The organism is Streptomyces capillispiralis, from assembly GCF_007829875.1.
GTDB lineage: Bacteria > Actinomycetota > Actinomycetes > Streptomycetales > Streptomycetaceae > Streptomyces > Streptomyces capillispiralis.
In genome coordinates, this window is record NZ_VIWV01000001.1 from 2,949,477 (window position 1) to 2,965,488 (window position 16,012).

At 71.7% G+C, this 16,012-nt stretch carries 15 protein-coding genes; 5 read left to right on the forward strand and 10 right to left on the reverse strand.

The window, feature by feature from the left end:
- Positions 1 to 152: 152 nt before the first annotated feature.
- The 3 genes from FHX78_RS12160 to FHX78_RS12170 are packed head-to-tail and all read left to right on the forward strand — an operon-like array spanning position 153 to position 3,702.
- Positions 153 to 677 carry a PadR family transcriptional regulator gene (locus FHX78_RS12160; protein ID WP_145867463.1) on the forward strand — a complete coding sequence of 175 codons (525 nt, stop codon included), beginning with the start codon at positions 153 to 155 and terminating at the stop codon, positions 675 to 677.
- A complete protein-coding gene (locus FHX78_RS12165) occupies positions 674 to 1,369 on the forward strand; it encodes an ABC transporter ATP-binding protein (protein WP_145867464.1) in 696 nt (231 codons plus the stop codon). Before FHX78_RS12160 ends, FHX78_RS12165 begins: the two co-directional genes overlap by 4 nt.
- Positions 1,366 to 3,702 (forward strand): ABC transporter permease, encoded by a 2,337-nt coding sequence (locus FHX78_RS12170; RefSeq protein ID WP_145867465.1) that lies wholly within the window; start codon positions 1,366 to 1,368, stop codon positions 3,700 to 3,702. Before FHX78_RS12165 ends, FHX78_RS12170 begins: the two co-directional genes overlap by 4 nt.
- Before the next feature lie 71 nt (positions 3,703 to 3,773).
- Here FHX78_RS12170 and FHX78_RS12175 read toward each other — a convergent pair whose 3' ends face one another.
- Entirely contained in the window at positions 3,774 to 4,718 is a 945-nt protein-coding gene (locus FHX78_RS12175; RefSeq protein WP_373312983.1) for a LysR substrate-binding domain-containing protein, read from the reverse strand.
- A 133-nt stretch (positions 4,719 to 4,851) separates the two neighbouring features.
- Between FHX78_RS12175 and FHX78_RS12180 the strand changes: the two genes are divergently transcribed.
- Positions 4,852 to 5,406: a peroxiredoxin gene (locus tag FHX78_RS12180; protein ID WP_030859927.1), complete on the forward strand. Its 555-nt coding sequence runs from the start codon at positions 4,852 to 4,854 to the stop codon at positions 5,404 to 5,406.
- 6 nt (positions 5,407 to 5,412) lie between these two features.
- On the forward strand, positions 5,413 to 5,946 hold the full coding sequence (locus tag FHX78_RS12185; RefSeq protein ID WP_145867466.1) for an alkyl hydroperoxide reductase: 534 nt from the start codon (positions 5,413 to 5,415) through the stop codon (positions 5,944 to 5,946).
- An 88-nt stretch (positions 5,947 to 6,034) separates the two neighbouring features.
- Here the strand turns inward: FHX78_RS12185 and FHX78_RS12190 are convergent, their stop codons facing one another.
- The 9 genes from FHX78_RS12190 to FHX78_RS12240 all read right to left on the reverse strand — a co-directional run bounded on the left by FHX78_RS12190 (position 6,035) and on the right by FHX78_RS12240 (position 16,007).
- Positions 6,035 to 7,414 (reverse strand): AI-2E family transporter, encoded by a 1,380-nt coding sequence (locus FHX78_RS12190; protein ID WP_145867468.1) that lies wholly within the window; start codon positions 7,412 to 7,414, stop codon positions 6,035 to 6,037.
- 143 nt (positions 7,415 to 7,557) lie between these two features.
- Positions 7,558 to 8,256: an aggregation-promoting factor C-terminal-like domain-containing protein gene (locus FHX78_RS12195; protein ID WP_145867469.1), complete on the reverse strand. Its 699-nt coding sequence runs from the start codon at positions 8,254 to 8,256 to the stop codon at positions 7,558 to 7,560.
- A gap of 451 nt (positions 8,257 to 8,707) precedes the next feature.
- Complete coding sequence (phoH2, locus tag FHX78_RS12200; RefSeq protein ID WP_145867470.1) at positions 8,708 to 10,033, reverse strand: RNA 5'-3' helicase PhoH2; 1,326 nt, start codon at positions 10,031 to 10,033, stop codon at positions 8,708 to 8,710.
- Positions 10,034 to 10,371: 338 nt separating this feature from the next.
- Positions 10,372 to 11,145, reverse strand: a complete 774-nt coding sequence (locus FHX78_RS12210) for an isoprenyl transferase (protein ID WP_145867471.1) — start codon at positions 11,143 to 11,145, stop codon at positions 10,372 to 10,374.
- Between the two features lie 177 nt (positions 11,146 to 11,322).
- Entirely contained in the window at positions 11,323 to 11,559 is a 237-nt protein-coding gene (locus FHX78_RS12215; protein WP_145867472.1) for a hypothetical protein, read from the reverse strand.
- 909 nt (positions 11,560 to 12,468) lie between these two features.
- Complete coding sequence (locus FHX78_RS36740) at positions 12,469 to 13,251, reverse strand: methyltransferase domain-containing protein (protein ID WP_167531746.1); 783 nt, start codon at positions 13,249 to 13,251, stop codon at positions 12,469 to 12,471.
- An 88-nt stretch (positions 13,252 to 13,339) separates the two neighbouring features.
- A complete protein-coding gene (locus tag FHX78_RS12230) occupies positions 13,340 to 14,215 on the reverse strand; it encodes an LLM class flavin-dependent oxidoreductase (RefSeq protein WP_145867474.1) in 876 nt (291 codons plus the stop codon).
- Positions 14,216 to 14,331: 116 nt separating this feature from the next.
- Positions 14,332 to 15,360, reverse strand: coding sequence for a hypothetical protein (locus tag FHX78_RS12235; protein WP_373312982.1), 1,029 nt, complete (start codon positions 15,358 to 15,360; stop codon positions 14,332 to 14,334).
- Complete coding sequence (locus FHX78_RS12240) at positions 15,348 to 16,007, reverse strand: hypothetical protein (protein ID WP_145867475.1); 660 nt, start codon at positions 16,005 to 16,007, stop codon at positions 15,348 to 15,350. Before FHX78_RS12240 ends, FHX78_RS12235 begins: the two co-directional genes overlap by 13 nt.
- Between the last annotated feature and the right edge of the window lie 5 nt (positions 16,008 to 16,012).

Genomic DNA, 16,012 nt, shown 5'->3' on the forward strand with positions numbered 1-16,012 from the left:
GGCCCCACCCGCCGGGCAGGCCCGTGACGGGGCGCCGGCCTCGGTAGCAGAACCGTGACAATCGGCGCCCACCTGCGCCTCCGCACACCCCGTCGCGCTCTACACACTCGACGTATACATACCGCGTATACACCGTGTGTAGAGTGCTCGGCATGTCCATCGGTCACACCCTCCTGGGGCTCCTGGAGTCCGGCCCGCGCCACGGTTACGACCTGAAGCGGGCCTTCGACGAGAAGTTCGGTCACGACCGGCCGCTGCACTACGGCCAGGTCTACTCGACGATGTCCCGCCTGCTGAAGAACGGGCTCGTCGAAGTCGACGGCATCGAGGCCGGCGGCGGTCCCGAGCGGAAGCGGTACGCGATCACCGAGGCCGGCATCACCGATGTCGAGCGCTGGCTCGCCACACCGGAGAAGCCGGAGCCGTACCTCCAGTCGACGCTCTACACCAAGGTCGTCCTCGCGCTGCTCACCAGCCGCGACGCCGCCGACATCCTCGACACGCAGCGCTCGGAGCACCTGCGCGGCATGCGGATCCTCACCGACCGCAAGCGCAGGGGCGATCTCGCCGACCAGCTCATCTGCGACCACGCCCTGTTCCACCTGGAGGCCGACCTGCGCTGGCTCGAACTGACCGCGGCGCGCCTCGACAAGCTGCGTGAGGCGGTGGCCCGATGACCACGTCCCCTCCCCCCGGTTCCCTGCTGGTCGCACGGGACCTGCGCAAGGCCTACGGCCCGACCACCGCGCTCGACGACGCCGCCTTCTCCATCCACCCCGGCGAGGTCGTCGCCGTGATGGGCCCCTCCGGTTCGGGCAAGTCCACGCTGCTGCACTGCCTCGCCGGCATCGTCATGCCCGACTCGGGGTCGATCACCTACGACGGCCGTGAGCTGACCGCCATGAGCGACGCCGAACGCAGCGCGCTCAGGCGCTCGGAGTTCGGCTTCGTCTTCCAGTTCGGCCAGCTCGTGCCGGAGCTGACCTGCGTGGAGAACGTCGCCCTGCCGCTGCGGCTGAACGGCACGCCCCGCAAGGACGCCGAGCGGGCCGCGCTGGCATGGATGGAGCGGCTGGAGGTCGACGACGTCCGCACCAAGCGGCCCGGCGAGGTGTCCGGCGGCCAGGGGCAGCGGGTCGCCGTGGCCCGTGCGCTGGTCACCGGCCCGCGCCTGCTGTTCGCCGACGAGCCGACCGGCGCGCTGGACTCGCTCAACGGCGAGCGGGTGATGGAACTGCTCACCGACGCCGCCCGGACCGCCAACGCCGCCGTCGTCCTGGTCACGCACGAGGCGCGGGTGGCCGCGTACTCCGACCGCGAGATCGTCGTGCGCGACGGCAGGTCACGGGACATGGAGCGCGTCGTATGAGGAGCACGCAGTGGGCGCGGGACCTCGCGATGGGGGTCCGGTTCGCGTTCGCCGGCGGACGCGAGGGGTGGATCCGGGCGCTGCTGACCGCCGTCGGTGTCGGGCTCGGGGTGGCGCTGCTGCTGCTCACCACCGCCCTGCCGGGCGCGCTGGCGGAGCGGAGCCGGCGGGAGGAGGCACGCCTCGACTACACCTACGCCCAGGAGGTCAGGCCCAAGGCCGACAACACGCTGGTCGTCGCGGACGTCGACACCCAGTTCGACGACCAGGACGTCCGCGGCCGGCTCCTCGAACCGGAGGGCGACAAGGCCCCGCTGCCGCCCGGCATACCGGACTTCCCCGCACCGGGCGAGATGATCGTCTCCCCCGCGCTGCGGGAACTGCTCGACTCGGACGGGGGCAGGCTGCTGCGGGAGCGGCTGCCGTACGACATCACCGGCACGATCGGCGAGCAGGGGCTGATCGGCTCGCGCGAACTGGCCTACTACGCGGGCGGCGAGGGCCTGGCGGAGCGGATCAACAACGCGACGGTGGGGCGCATCGACGCCTTCGGCTCCCCGGTGCCCAGGGAGCAGGAGACGGACCCGGTCCTCGTGCTGCTGGTCCTGGTCGTCTTCGTGGTGCTGCTGATGCCCGTCGCCGTGTTCATCGCCGCGGCCGTACGGTTCGGCGGCGAGCGGCGCGACCGCAGGCTGGCGGCGCTGCGGCTGGTCGGCTCCGACGGCGCCATGACCCGGCGGATCGCCGCGGGCGAGGCGCTCGCCGGGGCGCTGCTCGGGCTGGTGTTCGGCGCCGGGTTCTTCCTGGCGGGGCGTGAGTTCGCGGCGTCCGTCGAGGTGTTCCGGGTCAGTGTCTTCCCCAGCTATCTGAACCCCTCGCCGCTGCTGGCGCTGCTGGTCGCGGTGGCGGTCCCGGCGGCCGCGGTGCTGGTGACGCTGCTGGCGCTGCGCGGGGTGGTCATCGAACCGCTGGGCGTGGTGCGCACGGCGCGGCCCTCGCGCCGCCGGCTGTGGTGGCGGCTGCTGCTGCCGCTGGCCGGGGTCGGCCTGCTGCTCCCCATGACCGGCCAGGGCCGGGACGGCGGCGACTTCAACCAGTACCTGGTCGTCGGCGGTGTCATGTGCCTGCTCGTCGGGATCACCGCGCTGCTGCCGTGGATCGTGGAGACCGTCGTGGCCCGGCTCGGCGCGGGCGCCGTCTCCTGGCAACTGGCGGTGCGCCGCCTTCAGCTGGGCAGCGGCGCGGCGGCCCGGATGGTGAACGGCATCGCGGTGGCGGTGGCCGGCGCGATCGCGTTGCAGATGCTGTTCGCCGGGGTCGAGGGCGACTACACCGAGGACACGGGCTACGACGTGTCACGGGCGCAGATGCACGTGGAGGTGCCGAAGGGCACCGACCTCGCCGCCGCGGCGGCGAAGCTGGAGGCGACCGAGGGCGTGCGCACGGTCTACGCGCTGTCCGGGGGCTATGTCGGCGACCGGCCCTGGCGGCAGGAGCCGGAGCGGGCCGCCGAGCTGACCGTCGGCGACTGCGCGACCCTGCGCGAGGTGGCGAAGCTGCCCTCCTGCGAGGACGGTGACGTCTTCTCGCTCCGGGGCGGCGAGTACGACACCGACACCCCGGCGCTGAGCGAGCCGGGCCGGAAGCTGTACCTGGAGACGGGCGGCCCCGGCGGCTACGGCGAGGACGTCGTCTGGACCCTCCCGGAAGGGCTGAAGCGGGCCGACTCCGTCGAGGACCCGACCGGTACGAAGCGCGGTGGCTTCCTGCTGACCCCGGGCGCGGTGTCCGCGGAGATCGGCGAGGCGGTCCGCGGGGACCTGTATCTGGCGGTGGACGGCGCGGTGCCGCTCGCCCGCGAGCACATCCGCAACGCGGCCGCCGCGATCGACCCGATGGCCCAGCCGATGACGTGGTACGCCACCGAGCGCTCCGAGCGCTACGACTCCATCCGCACGGGTCTGTTCGTCGGCGCCACCGCCGTACTGGCGCTGATCGGGGCGAGCCTGCTGGTCTCCCAGCTGGAGCAGCTGCGGGAGCGCCGCAAGCTGCTGTCGGCCCTGGTCGCCTTCGGCACCCGGCGGCGCACGCTGAGCCTGTCGGTGCTGTGGCAGACGGCCATCCCGATCGGCCTGGGCCTGCTGCTCGCCTCGGTGGTGGGCACGACCCTGGGCGCGGTGCTGCTGCGGATGACCTCCGCCCCGGTCGACGTGCACTGGACGAGCGTGCTCCGGATGACCGGCGCCGGCGCGGCGGTGGTCCTGCTGGTGACGCTGCTGAGCCTGCCGCCGCTGCTGCGCATGATGCGGCCGGACGGCCTGCGCACGGAGTAGGTGCGCCCATCCGCCCGGCCGGGTGCGCACGTCCCGCGCGGGATGTGCGCACCCGGCCGCCTTTTCAGGGGTCAGGGGGTCACCGTGCGGACCGGCAGGTCGCTCATCGCCTCGCGCAGGGCCGCCGCCAGTTGCTCGTACTCCGGTGCGCGGGCCGCGCCCGTGCGCATCGCGAGGGCGATGCGGCGGGTGGGGGCCGGGTCGGTGAAGCAGCCGGTGAGCAGACGGCTGGAGCGGGTGGTCTCGACGTCGACGGCGGTGCGCGGCAGCAGTGTCACCCCGAGGCCGCCCGCCACCAGCTGCACCAGCGTGGACAGTCCCGCCGCCGTGGTCGTGGCCGGGACGCCCGCGCGGCCGGCCTCGCGGCAGATGTCCAGGGCCTGGTCGCGCAGGCAGTGCCCCTCGTCCAGGAGGAGCAGGTTCAGCTCGCGCAGCGCCTCGCGGGGAATGCCCTCCCGGCCGCCGAGCGGATGGTCCAGCGGGGTGACCAGCACGAAGTCCTCGTCGAAGAGGGGGACTTCGCTCACCCCGGGCACTCCGAGCGGCACGGCGAGCAGCAGCAGGTCGAGGCGGCCGCCGGCCAGTCCGTCCAGCAGGTTCGCGGTCTGCTCCTCGTGTACCTGGAGGTCGAGGTGCGGATAGCGGTCGTGGACCAGCCGCAGGACCGTCGGCAGCAGATAGGGGGCGACGGTCGGGATGACACCGAGGCGCAGCGCCCCGGTGAACGGCGCCCTGAGCGCGTCGGCCTCCTCCATCAGCGCCCCGACCTCCGCCAGTACGGCCTTGGCGCGGACGGCGAGCCGCTCACCGGCCGGTGCGAGCAGCACCTTGCGCGTCGTACGCTCCACGAGGGTGACACCCAGCGTCTCCTCCAGCGCCGACACGGCACCCGACAGGGCCGGCTGGCTCATCCCTATCGCCGCCGCGGCGTCCCGGAAGTGCAGGTGCTCGGCCACGGCGGCGAACGCCCGCAGCTGCGCCAGACTCGGCTGTCTGAGCCTCTTACCCACGGTCACTGATAACTACCTCCGATCAACGCGACCGAGTGTAGCTATTTCACTAATCAATGCACCGTGTGCCAACATCGATCAGGTCCAACCCATGGGAAACGCCTGCAATCCGGGTGTTTCTTCGCTGCAAGGAGAGCCTGTGCTCACTGTCGGTGACAAGTTCCCCGAGTTCGAACTGACCGCCTGCGTCTCGCTGGAGAAGGGCAAGGAGTTCGAGACGATCGACCACAAGACCTACGAGGGCAAGTGGAAGATCGTGTTCGCGTGGCCCAAGGACTTCACCTTCGTGTGCCCGACCGAGATCGCGGCGTTCGGCAAGCTGAACGACGAGTTCGCCGACCGCGACGCCCAGGTCCTCGGTTTCTCCGGTGACTCGGAGTTCGTCCACCACGCCTGGCGCAAGGACCACGACGACCTGCGCGACCTGCCGTTCCCGATGATGGCGGACTCCAAGCACGAGCTGATGCGCGACCTGGGCATCGAGGGCGAGGACGGCTTCGCCAAGCGCGCCGTCTTCATCGTCGACCAGAACAACGAGATCCAGTTCTCCATGGTGACCGCCGGCTCCGTCGGCCGTAACCCCAAGGAGGTCCTGCGGGTCCTGGACGCCCTGCAGACCGACGAGCTGTGCCCGTGCAACTGGAGCAAGGGCGACGAGACCCTGGACCCGGTCGCGCTGCTGGCCGGGGAGTGACCTGACATGTCGCTCGACTCCCTGAAGTCCCGCATACCGGACTACGCCAAGGACCTGAAGCTCAACCTGGGTTCGGTCATCGGCAACTCCGACCTGCCGGCCCAGCAGCTGTGGGGCACGGTGCTGTCGACGGCGATCGCCTCGCGCTCGGCCATCGTGCTGCGCGAGCTGGAGCCGGAGGCGAAGGCGAACCTGTCGCCGGAGGCGTACACGGCCGCCAAGGCCGCCGCCGCCGTGATGGCGATGAACAACGTCTTCTACCGCACCCGCCACCTGCTGTCGGACCACGAGTACGGCACCCTGCGCGCCGGTCTGCGGATGAACGTCATCGGCAACCCGGGCGTCGACAAGGTCGACTTCGAGTTCTGGTCCTTCGCGGTGTCCGCGATCAACGGCTGCGGCATGTGCCTGGACTCGCACGAGCAGGTGCTGCGCAAGGCCGGCGTGGAGCGTGACGTGATCCAGGAGGCGTTCAAGATCGCCGCGGTGATCCAGGCGGTCGCCGCCACGCTGGACGCGGAGGCGGCCCTGGCGGAGTGATTCCGCCCCCGTCGCACACAGCGGGCCCGTCCACCGATCGTGGTGGACGGGCCCGCTGCCGTATCCGGCCCCGCGCCCGCGGGCGGGTCTACGAGGTGCCGCCCGGCCCCTTCTTCTCCTGGGACGGCGGCTGCGGCTCCGGGCCGGGCGCCGGCGGGGCCGGGGCGTCCGGCGCCGACAGCGCCGTGGCGCCCCGGGGCCGCGGGGACTGGCGTACGGCCGCCTCGTGGGAGAACGCGCGCAGATAGCCGACGACGGTGTTGGTGACCGCGACCAGCGGTACGGCGACGACCGCGCCGCCGATGCCGGCCACCATGCCGCCGGAGGCGACGGCCAGCACGACCGCGAGCGGATGGACCCGCACCGCGCGGCCCAGGATGAACGGCTGGAGGACGTGGCCCTCGATCTGCTGCACCGCCAGCACCACCGCCAGCGTCATCACGCCCGTGAACACGCCCTGGGTGACGAGCGCGACGACCACCGCCAGCGCGCCCGACACCACCGCACCCACGAGCGGGATGAACGAGAACAGGAAGATGAAGACGGCCAGCGGCACGGCCATCGGCACGTCGAGGAAGTAGATGCCGAGGCCGATGAAGATCGCGTCGATCAGGGCGACTATCACCGTCCCGCGCACGTACGCCGTCAGCGTCCGCCACGCGGCCGGCCCCGCACCGGCGACACCGGGACGGGCGGCGGCGGGGACGAGCTTGAGCGACCACTCCCAGATCCGCTTGCCGTCGTAGAGCAGGAACAGCGTGGAGAAGACCGCCAGCAGGATGCCGGTGAGCGCCTCCACGACGACGGTGACGCCTTCCAGACCAGCCGAGGTGATCTGCTCGGTGTTGGCGCCGACCGCTTCCCGCAGGTTCTTGGCGATCTCGTTGATCTGCTTGTCGGTGACGTGGAACGGGCTGTTGAGCAGCCAGTTGCGCAGTTCGTCGATGCCGTCCTGGATCTGGTTGGAGAGGGTGTCGATGTTCTCCATGACCTGCCAGGTCACGAACCAGCCTATGAGGCCGATCACGACGAACCCGAACAGCGCCGTCAGCGCGGTGGCCGGCCCGCGCGGCACCCCTATGCGGGTCAGCCGGGCCACCGTGGGCTGGAGCAGGGCCGTGATCAGCAGCGCGGCGACGAACGCCAGCACGACCAGCTGGACGGCGCTGATGACCCGCATGAGCACCCAGAGCGTGCCGGCCAGCACCAGCAGCCGCCAGCCGGCCTCGGCCGCGACCCGCACCCCCCAGGGCACGGCCTGCGCGGGGTCGGGGCGGGCCGGGACGACGGCGGCGTACTCGACCTCGGCCGGCGGCGTCACCTGGTCGGGGCGCGCGGCGGGCTCCGGCCCGGGGTCGGCGTCGGGCCGGCGGTCCCGCTCCACCTCGGCGCGGCGCTCCTCCAACCGCTTGCTGACCTCGGTCAGTCCGGCTCCGACCCGGCCGAGCCACCTTGGCACTCGCGACATGATCCGTCCTCTTCCCCCGTTTCCTCCCACCACTCCCCCTGGAGTCGTCGGTCAGACCGTACATGGCGCGAGCCCCGCACCGTAGGACGGTGCGGGGCTGTGCCGGGGTTGAGCCGGGCCGGGGCGCGGGGCTCCGGGTACTCCTAGTACCAGTTGTTGGCCTGCCAGAAGTTCCAGGCGCCGCACGGGCTGCCGTAGCGGTCGTTCATGTAGCCCAGGCCCCACTTGATCTGGGTGGCCGGGTTCGTCATCCAGTCGGCTCCGGCGGAGGCCATCTTGGATCCCGGGAGTGCCTGCACGAGGCCGTAGGCGTCGGAGGTCGGGTTGTCGGCCCGGTAGTTCCAGCTGGACTCGTGGTCCACGATGTTGCTGAAGCACTGGAACTGGTCGGCGGGGACCAGCTGGCGCGCGAGCGCCTGCACCTCGGCGACCGTGTACGAGCTCTGGACGGCGATCTCGGCGGCTTCGCGGGCCGCGTCGCGGCTGGCGGCGGCCTTGGCCTCCGCGCGCTCCTTGGCCTCACGCTCCGCCTTCTCGGCGGCTTCCGCCTTCTTCGCGATGGCGGTCTCGGCGGCGGCCTTGCGGGCGGCCTCCTCCGCGTCCTTCTTGGCGGTCGCGTCCGCGGCGATGGCCATCGTTTCGGCCTGCTGCGTCAGGGACGCGGTCTGCACCTGGGCCTGCTGGCCCGCGGGGATGTCCGCGAGCAGCGTGGTGCCGCTTGCCGTCGCTTCGGCGTCGTTGGTTTGCGCGGTGCTGCCCGAGGCAACGCCGACGACGCTTCCGACAGCGGTGACCGCGGTGGCCGAGGCCACTGCGAATCCCCGGACCGAGATCCGGCTCACACGGTTTCCTTCCAGCATCGCCCGCTTCGGTGACCCTCGCGGACGCAATCGTGCCCCTGACACTGGCCTCCCCAACTGCGGGTCACGGGAGGCACGGGCCCGGTGGGCAACCCCCGCGAGGGGAGCGCCGCGTGTTACCTCGGGCGGCATACGACGGCGCTATGCAGTTGGAGCTGTGCTTACTGAGGCGCCGTACCTCCCCCTCTGCCTCGAAGGCGTGGGAGGTACCCCCAGGGGTACACCTGTGTCGTATGCGGGGCCTGACAGGAATGAGACTCTGCCGTAACCCGACGGCGCGAGGCAATTCCCTGTTGCGTGTGAAAGCTCACATCCCGTTTGGCCCTGGGGATTGCCGGAAATCCGCACACACGCCGACGCCGCCCGGCTAGGCTCTTCGCCTTTCCGGACGGCGCCAACCCATGGGTAACCGGCCCGCGTTGTCACATGGGGGTCAGATCTGCCCGTCCTCGAGCATTTCGGTCACAAGGGCGGCGATCTGGGACCTCTCGGACCGCGTCAGGGTGACGTGCGCGAAGAGCGGATGCCCCTTCAGCTTCTCCACCACGGCGACCACACCGTCGTACCGACCGACCCTCAGATTGTCCCGCTGGGCGACATCGTGGGTCAGCACGACCCGGGAATTCGCCCCGATGCGGGACAGAACGGTCAGCAGGACGTTGCGCTCCAGCGACTGCGCCTCGTCCACGATGACGAACGCGTCGTGCAGCGAGCGGCCCCGGATGTGGGTGAGCGGCAGGACCTCCAGCATGCCGCGCGCGGTGACCTCCTCGATGACCTCCCGGCTGGTGACCGCCGACAGCGTGTCGAACACCGCCTGCGCCCAGGGGCTCATCTTCTCCGCCTCGGTACCGGGCAGATAGCCGAGCTCCTGCCCGCCCACCGCGTACAGCGGACGGAAGACCATCACCTTCTGGTGCTGCCGGCGCTCCAGCACCGCCTCCAGGCCCGCGCACAGCGCCAGCGCCGACTTGCCGGTGCCGGCCCGGCCGCCCATGGACACGATCCCGACGTCCGGGTCGAGCAGCAGGTCGAGCGCGATGCGCTGCTCGGCGCTGCGGCCCTTGATGCCGAACGCCTCCCGGTCGCCGCGCACCAGCCGCACGTTGCCCTCGGGGGTGACCCGGCCGAGCGCCCTGCCGCGCTCGGACTGGAGGGTGAGGCCGGTGTGCACGGGCAGGTGCGCGGCCTCGGGCACATATACGTGCCCTTCCTCGAAGAGGACGTCCACCTGCTCACCGGGCAGGGTCAGTTCGGACATCCCGGTCCAGCCGGAGGAGTCGGTGATGGCGAGTTCCGCGCGGTACTCCTCGGCGAGGAGGCCGACGGAGGACGCCTTGATCCGGAGCGGGAGGTCCTTCGACACGACGGTGACGTCGAATCCCTCGGCCTGCAGATTGCGGGCGACCGCGAGGATGCGGGAGTCGTTGTCCCCCAGGCGGTAGCCGCTGGGCAGCACGCTGGGGTCCGAGTGGTTCAGCTCGACCCGCACGGTCCCGCCGAGGTCCCCGGTCGGAATGGGGGCGTCGAGACGGCCGTACCGCACCCGGTAGTCGTCCAGCAGGCGCAGTGCCTGCCGGGCGAAGTACCCGAGTTCGGGATGGTTCCGCTTGGCCTCCAGTTCCGTCACCACGACGATGGGGAGCACGACCTCGTGCTCGTCGAAGCGGCTCAGGGCGTTCGGGTCGGCCAGCAGGACGCTGGTGTCGAGAACATAGGTGCGCCGGTCTGGCTTGTGGCGCTTTGCGCTGGTCACCACGGAAGGACGTACCCCCTCGGATGAGGTCGGGGAGCGACGGAGTGGAAGCTGGGCCGGGAGGGCGGGAAGATCCCGACCGGTCGACGGCCGCCCTGCACAGCGGGCCGTGAACCGGCCCTCCGCTGCTTCTTCCGTGCCGTGACCGCACGGTCTTGCTGGTGCAAGGGGCCTCCCGGGCGGACGGCCCCGAGCCGCCCGCTGAGATCCGACACCCGTGATTCGGGCGTCGACCTGCCTGGCTTATTCCCTTCAACGAGCGCCGCCATGCCACGGCATATGACGGCGCCCCGGTGAACAGCGCGTGACGACCGGGGCGGAGGAGGGGGGCAGGGGCGCGTTCAGCCGCCGAAGCGCCGGTGGCGGGCGGCGTAGTCGCGCAGCGCGCGCAGGAAGTCGACCTTGCGGAAGGCCGGCCAGAAGACCTCGCAGAAGTAGTACTCCGAATGCGCGGTCTGCCAGAGCATGAAGCCGGAGAGCCGCTGTTCGCCGCTGGTGCGGATGACGAGGTCCGGGTCGGGCTGGGCCCGGGTGTAGAGGTGACGCCCGATCATGTCGACGTCGACGGCCTCGGCCAGCTCCTCCAGGGAGGTGCCCTTCTCCTGGGCGTCGACGAGCATGGACCGCACCGCGTCGGCGATCTCCTGGCGGCCGCCGTAGCCGATGGCGACGTTGACCACTATCCCGTCGACGTGCGCGGTGGCCTCCTCGGCCTCCTTCAGGGTGGTCTGCATCCCGGAGGGCAGCAGGTCGGGCGTGCCCACGTGGTGGACGCGCCAGCGGCCGTCGGCGGCGAGGGTGCGCACCACGTCCTCGATGATGCCGAGGAGCGGGACGAGTTCCTCCTTCGGCCGGTCGAAGTTGTCCGTCGACAGCAGCCAGAGGGTGACCACTTCGACGTCCGTCTCGCTGCACCAGCCGAGGAACTCCTCGATCTTCTCCGCGCCGGCCCGGTGGCCGTGGACGGTGCTGGAACCCGCGGCCTTCGCCCACCGGCGGTTGCCGTCCATGATGACGCCGATGTGCTTGGGCACCTGAGCGGTGTCCAGGTGGCCTTCCACCCGGCGTGCGTACAGCCTGACCAGCAGGCCCCGCAGCTTGTCGCGCAGGTTCACGTGATCGTCAGCCCCTCCGTACGGATCGGACAGGCGCGGCACCCCGCCGCGTCGCGCGGCAGCGGCCCGGTCTCGGCCGCGGGCGGACCCTGTCCGTATGGCGGTCCCCGGGGGCGAAGCCTACCCCCGCCGGGGCGGGGGTCCCCAAAGTCCGGGGTGGCGCGTTTGTCGGCTCTGTCATCTGTGGTGCGGTGGCACGCCGTTTGCCTGGTGCCGCCGGAACCACTGTCCCGCCGAGCCCTGGCTGAGCGGAACGATGACGGCGATCGCGGCACCGAGCCAGAGGATGCCGAGCGGCATGCCCTGGCCCGTCGCGCTGAGGCCGAACAGGATCTGGACCGAGGCCAGGACGATGGAGGTGACGCGGACGCCGTTGCCCGCCTTCGGGTACTGGAACGCCAGGACGCACAGCACCAGGGTGGGCAGGTACGACCCGGCGAACCGGCCCGCGGAGTAGGCGCCGGCCGTGGCGCCGACCAGGACGGAGAGCAGCAGGCGAGCCCGGTGGCCACGAAGATCACGATCTGGGCGCCGCGCACGGAACCGGGCATGGCGAGCGGGGGGTGGGGCTGGTAGGGGCCGTAGTACGGCGCGGCGCCCGGCCGGCCGGGGGGCTGGGCGCCGGGCGGGGGGTAGGGGGCGGGGGCGGGGGCGCCGTAGGGGGTGGGGGGCTGGGCGGGGCCGGGGGGCTGGGCGCCGTAGGGGTGGGGGGCCTGGCCGGGCGGCGGGCCGTACGGGTTGTATGCGCCGGGCTGGTCGTACGCGCCGGGCTGGTCGTATGCGCCGGGTGGGCCCGGTGGGCCGTAGTGGCCGGGCTGGGCGGGATGGCTCGGCTGGGCGGGATGACCGTACTGACCTGGCTGGGCGGGATGGCCTGGCCGGCCGGGGGGCTGGTGAGGTGGTGTCGGATGCTCGTTCGACATGCCTGGACTCTAGCCAGGGGGTGTGATGGGGCGGCGCTCGATGGCCCGGCGCGGGGCGGAGGGCGGGCGGCAAGAAAAAACGGGCCGGTCCGTGGGGGGGAGACGGACCGGCCCGAGGGGGGGTTTCCACCATAACCCTTCGTAAGTGATGCTGCGTGCATTGGCGCGCCACAACTACTCTCCGAAACCGTCCGGCGACGCCCCGATGGCCGTTCAACCCGCGTTTCCGGGGTGTCGCCTGGCTGAAAACCGGCGAAATACCGTGAAAACAGCGCACGGGAGGGAGCGGAGTGCAGGATGTGGCACCGGCGCGTCGACCTCGTCACACTCTTCCGGCCGTCCCCCCGGACGGGTGACCCCGGCGGTGCCTTCCGCTTGACCCGGCGGTGGTACGGCCGGGTCAGGACTTGCGGGCGTGGAAGAGGTGACGGGTGCTGTGGGCCACGAAGGCGCCCTCGGCCTCGATCCGCTCGTGCAGCTCCCGCAGCCGCGGCAGGTACGCCTCGACGGTGAAGCCGGGGACCATCCAGATCACCTTGCGCAGGAAGTGGACGACGGCGGCGATGTCGTGGAACTCCACCCGCAGCCGCTCGGCCCGCAGATCGACGATCTCCAGCCCGGCCTCCTCGGCCGCGCGCCGTTCGCGGTCCGGGTGCCGCGCGTCGCGCCGCGCCTCCGGCTGCGGTCCGAGGAAGTGCTCGACGAGTTCGTACACACTGCTGGGCCCGACGTGCTGGGCGAAGTAGGTGCCACCGTCCTCCAGCACCCGCGCGATCTCCGCCCAGGGGGCCCGGACCGGGTGCCGGCTGGCGACGAGGTCGAAGGCCCCGTCGGCGAAGGGCAGCGGCGCGTCCTCGGGCGAGGCGACGACGGCGACGCCGCGGGCCCGCAGCAGGGCGGTGGCCTTGCGGACGTTGGGCGGCCATCCCTCCGTGGCGACGAGGAGGGGCGGCCGCCGGAGCGCCCGGCCGAGGGCGAAGTCCAGCACCTCCCCTCCCCCGGTCTGGAGGTCGAGGACCGCGCCGGCCTCGCCCAGCCACCCGGCCAGCGCGATGGCATACCCCCAGGACGGGCGCTCCTCGGTCGCCCGCCCCTCGAACCAGGAGAAGTCCCATCCCTCGGTGGGGACGGAGGCGCCCTCGGCGAGAAGCTCCTCGAACGTACGCGTCTGTTGGTCGGACATGGACCGACCTTGCCTCAACGCGGCGTCGTCTGTCGCTCGGTTATCCGTCGGCACGAGCGCGTGGGAGTCGGTGTGCGGGGCCGGTGACTCAGGGCACCAGTGGCCGCACTTCCTCCGCGACGAACCGTACGAAGCCCTCGGGGTCCGGCTCGTCGGAGGTCGGCTGGAGGACGACCGAGTCGGCACCGGCCTCGGCCAGCCGCTCGACCGCCTCGGCGACGGCACCGGCGTCCCCGGCGACCCCGAGGTCCGTTCGCCCGCCCGCCCCTTCGGCGGCCAGGTCGGCACGCACCCGCTCGTCGGCGCCGGGCCCCGTGGCGGCGAGCAGGTAGACGACGACCTGGTGCGGGCCGCCGGCGCGCCCCGCCGCGTCCCGCCCCTCGCCGATGAGCCGGCGTGCGCGGCGCACCTCCTCGGGTGAGGTGGTGCAGGTGAGGATGGTGCCGTCGGCGGCCTCACCGGTGAGCCGCACGGTACGGGGCCCGGTGGCACCGGCGAGCACGTCGACCGGGCCCGTGGGAGGCCAGTCGAGGGCGACGTCGTCGAGCCGGACGTACCGCCCCTCGGTGGTGACCCGCTCCCCGGCCAGCAGGGCGCGCAGCGCGACGAGATGCTCCCGCAGGAGGGTGAGGGGCGACTCGGCGCGCGCCCCGACCTGCCCCATCCAGTCCTGCACGCCGTGTCCGACGCCCAGGATCGCCCGGCCGGGGAACATACGGTGCAGGGTGGCCGCCTCCATGGCGGTGACGGCGACGTTGCGCAACGGCACGGGCAGCAGTCCGACCCCGACCCGCACCCGCTCGGTCCACGCCAGCGCGGCCGCGGCGGTCGAGATCCCGCCCTCGCGGAAGCAGTCCTCCCAGAGCCAGAGTTCGTCCAGCCCCGACGCGTCCGCGAGCCGGGCGACGGAACGGAGACGCTCGGGGGCGAGCTGGGGCCGGAAGACTGCGCCGAGTGTGGTCATGACGGGGGTCCTACCCGGGGAGGGGTGGGTGGGTAACCCCGGCGGCGGGCGTCGGCGGGGCGGCCGCCCCGTCCAGGCCGGGCAGGACCCGGCCCGGACGGGGCTGTGCTGGGCTCTCAGCGGTTGATGGCCTGGATCTCCTGCACGACGACGTCCTGGGTCGCCCCGAAGTCGCCGTCGGGGAGGTCGCCGCCCGCGCCGCCGGTGCCCGTCCAGTGGATCTCCCAGGTGACCGTGGCCTGAAGCGGGAAGGAGCCGTCGCCCGAGGAGCGCAGGTACTTCACCCCGCACGGCGGCGTCCGGTCAGCGTTGCCCTTCGCGTAGGGCTCGCCGATCCGGCCGTCGTCGATCGCGCAGACACCCGAGGCCGGGTACGTCTCCGCATCCGGGGTGCCCGGCTTGATCTGCAGCGAGACCGGCTCGGCCGTGGCGGTCGCCTGGATGCCGATCGTCGGCACCGACGCGGTGACCGAGACCGGCTTGAACTCCGCGCCGTCCAGCCACGCCCAGGTCGGCAGGTTCACCTTGGTCGCCTCCGCCGGGGCCAGGGTCACCTCGGTGCCGGGGACGCGGATCTCCGCGTAGGCGAGTTCGGCGAGGACCTCGGGGGTCACGGCGTTCTCGATGTCGGCGGGCGGGGGGTCGCCCTCGTCCACCCAGAAGTAGTCCTTGTCGCAGGCGTCCCAGCCAGGCGGGTAACTCTCGTTGACGTACGAGCCCCACCAGTAGCCTTTGCCGGACTTGTCCTTGTTGAACCCCTTCTTCTCGTCGTCGGCGTTGTACTTCTTGCGCTGCTCGGCGTCCCACTCGTACCCCGTGGAGCCGGCTTCCCAGATCGGCTCCAGGTACTTCTGCAACTGCTCGGGGGTGTACTTGGGGGCGTACCAGCAGGCCGGGGGCGTCCATGACGTGGACGAGGTCAGGGCACCCGCGGAACCGCCGCTGCCGTTCTTCGAACGGTCGAAGACGATGCCGCCGACGGTCACGGAGACGGTGCCGTCGGCGCCGGTGTCGGCGGTCTGCTGCGTCCCGCCGTCGGTGCCGCCGAACCCCTTCTCCGCGTTCGCGGGCGTCGCGGCGGCCAGGATCAGCGTGCCGACCGCGAGGGGAAGGAGCAGGCGTTTGTTCCGGATCACGGCTGGCACTTGGCGCTCCCCCTCTGGGACGTCAGGCGCTCGGTGACCCACACGCCGCTCTTGTTCTTGCGCAGGGTGCCGGCGTAGATGACATAGGCGTTCTTCGTCACCGGTGTGACGTCCGTCTTGCCGGTCTTCAAAAACTTGTTGAAGGCCTTGCTCTGGTCCTCGCAGTACAGGAGGGCCGCGGTCCCGTCGTCCTTGAGGACCACGCTCTCGTTGTAGTACCGGGTCTCGCCCGTCGTGCGCGCCTCGTGGTCGACGAATTCCTGGATGTACTTCTGGCTGCCCGCAGCGGCCACGCCTTCGGAGTAGAAGCGATAGGCCTCGTGCAGCGGATCCTGTTCGGCGATGGCCATGTCCACTGCCTTGATGCGCTGTTCGGCGTCGCTGAGCACGGCGTCCTTCACCGGATCGCCCGTCTTCTCCCACTCGAACTTGTACGTGACGTCGGACGGCAACTCGATCTTCGGGCGACCGGCCGAGGCCGAGGCCGACGTGCTCGGGGACGGCGACTTCTCGCCCCCTGTGTCCGCTCCCGCGATCGTGTCCTTGTCCTTCGTGGAACTGTCGTCGTCGCTTCCGCATGCGGACAGCGTCAGGGCCGCGGCGGCGGTCAGCGCGAGCGCTGCGAGCAGGGTGGGGCGGCGGTTCACAGTCG

Bases quoted from the DNA above. Each gene is read 5' to 3' on its own strand.
- FHX78_RS12185 (WP_145867466.1), top strand. From the start codon at position 5,413: ATGTCGCTCGACTCCCTGAAGTCCCGCATACCGGACTACGCCAAGGAC.
- FHX78_RS12230 (WP_145867474.1), bottom strand. From the start codon at position 14,215: ATGACCACACTCGGCGCAGTCTTCCGGCCCCAGCTCGCCCCCGAGCGT.
- FHX78_RS12170 (WP_145867465.1), top strand. From the start codon at position 1,366: ATGAGGAGCACGCAGTGGGCGCGGGACCTCGCGATGGGGGTCCGGTTC.
- FHX78_RS12160 (WP_145867463.1), top strand. From the start codon at position 153: ATGTCCATCGGTCACACCCTCCTGGGGCTCCTGGAGTCCGGCCCGCGC.
- FHX78_RS12165 (WP_145867464.1), top strand. From the start codon at position 674: ATGACCACGTCCCCTCCCCCCGGTTCCCTGCTGGTCGCACGGGACCTG.
- FHX78_RS12190 (WP_145867468.1), bottom strand. From the start codon at position 7,414: ATGTCGCGAGTGCCAAGGTGGCTCGGCCGGGTCGGAGCCGGACTGACC.
- FHX78_RS36740 (WP_167531746.1), bottom strand. From the start codon at position 13,251: ATGTCCGACCAACAGACGCGTACGTTCGAGGAGCTTCTCGCCGAGGGC.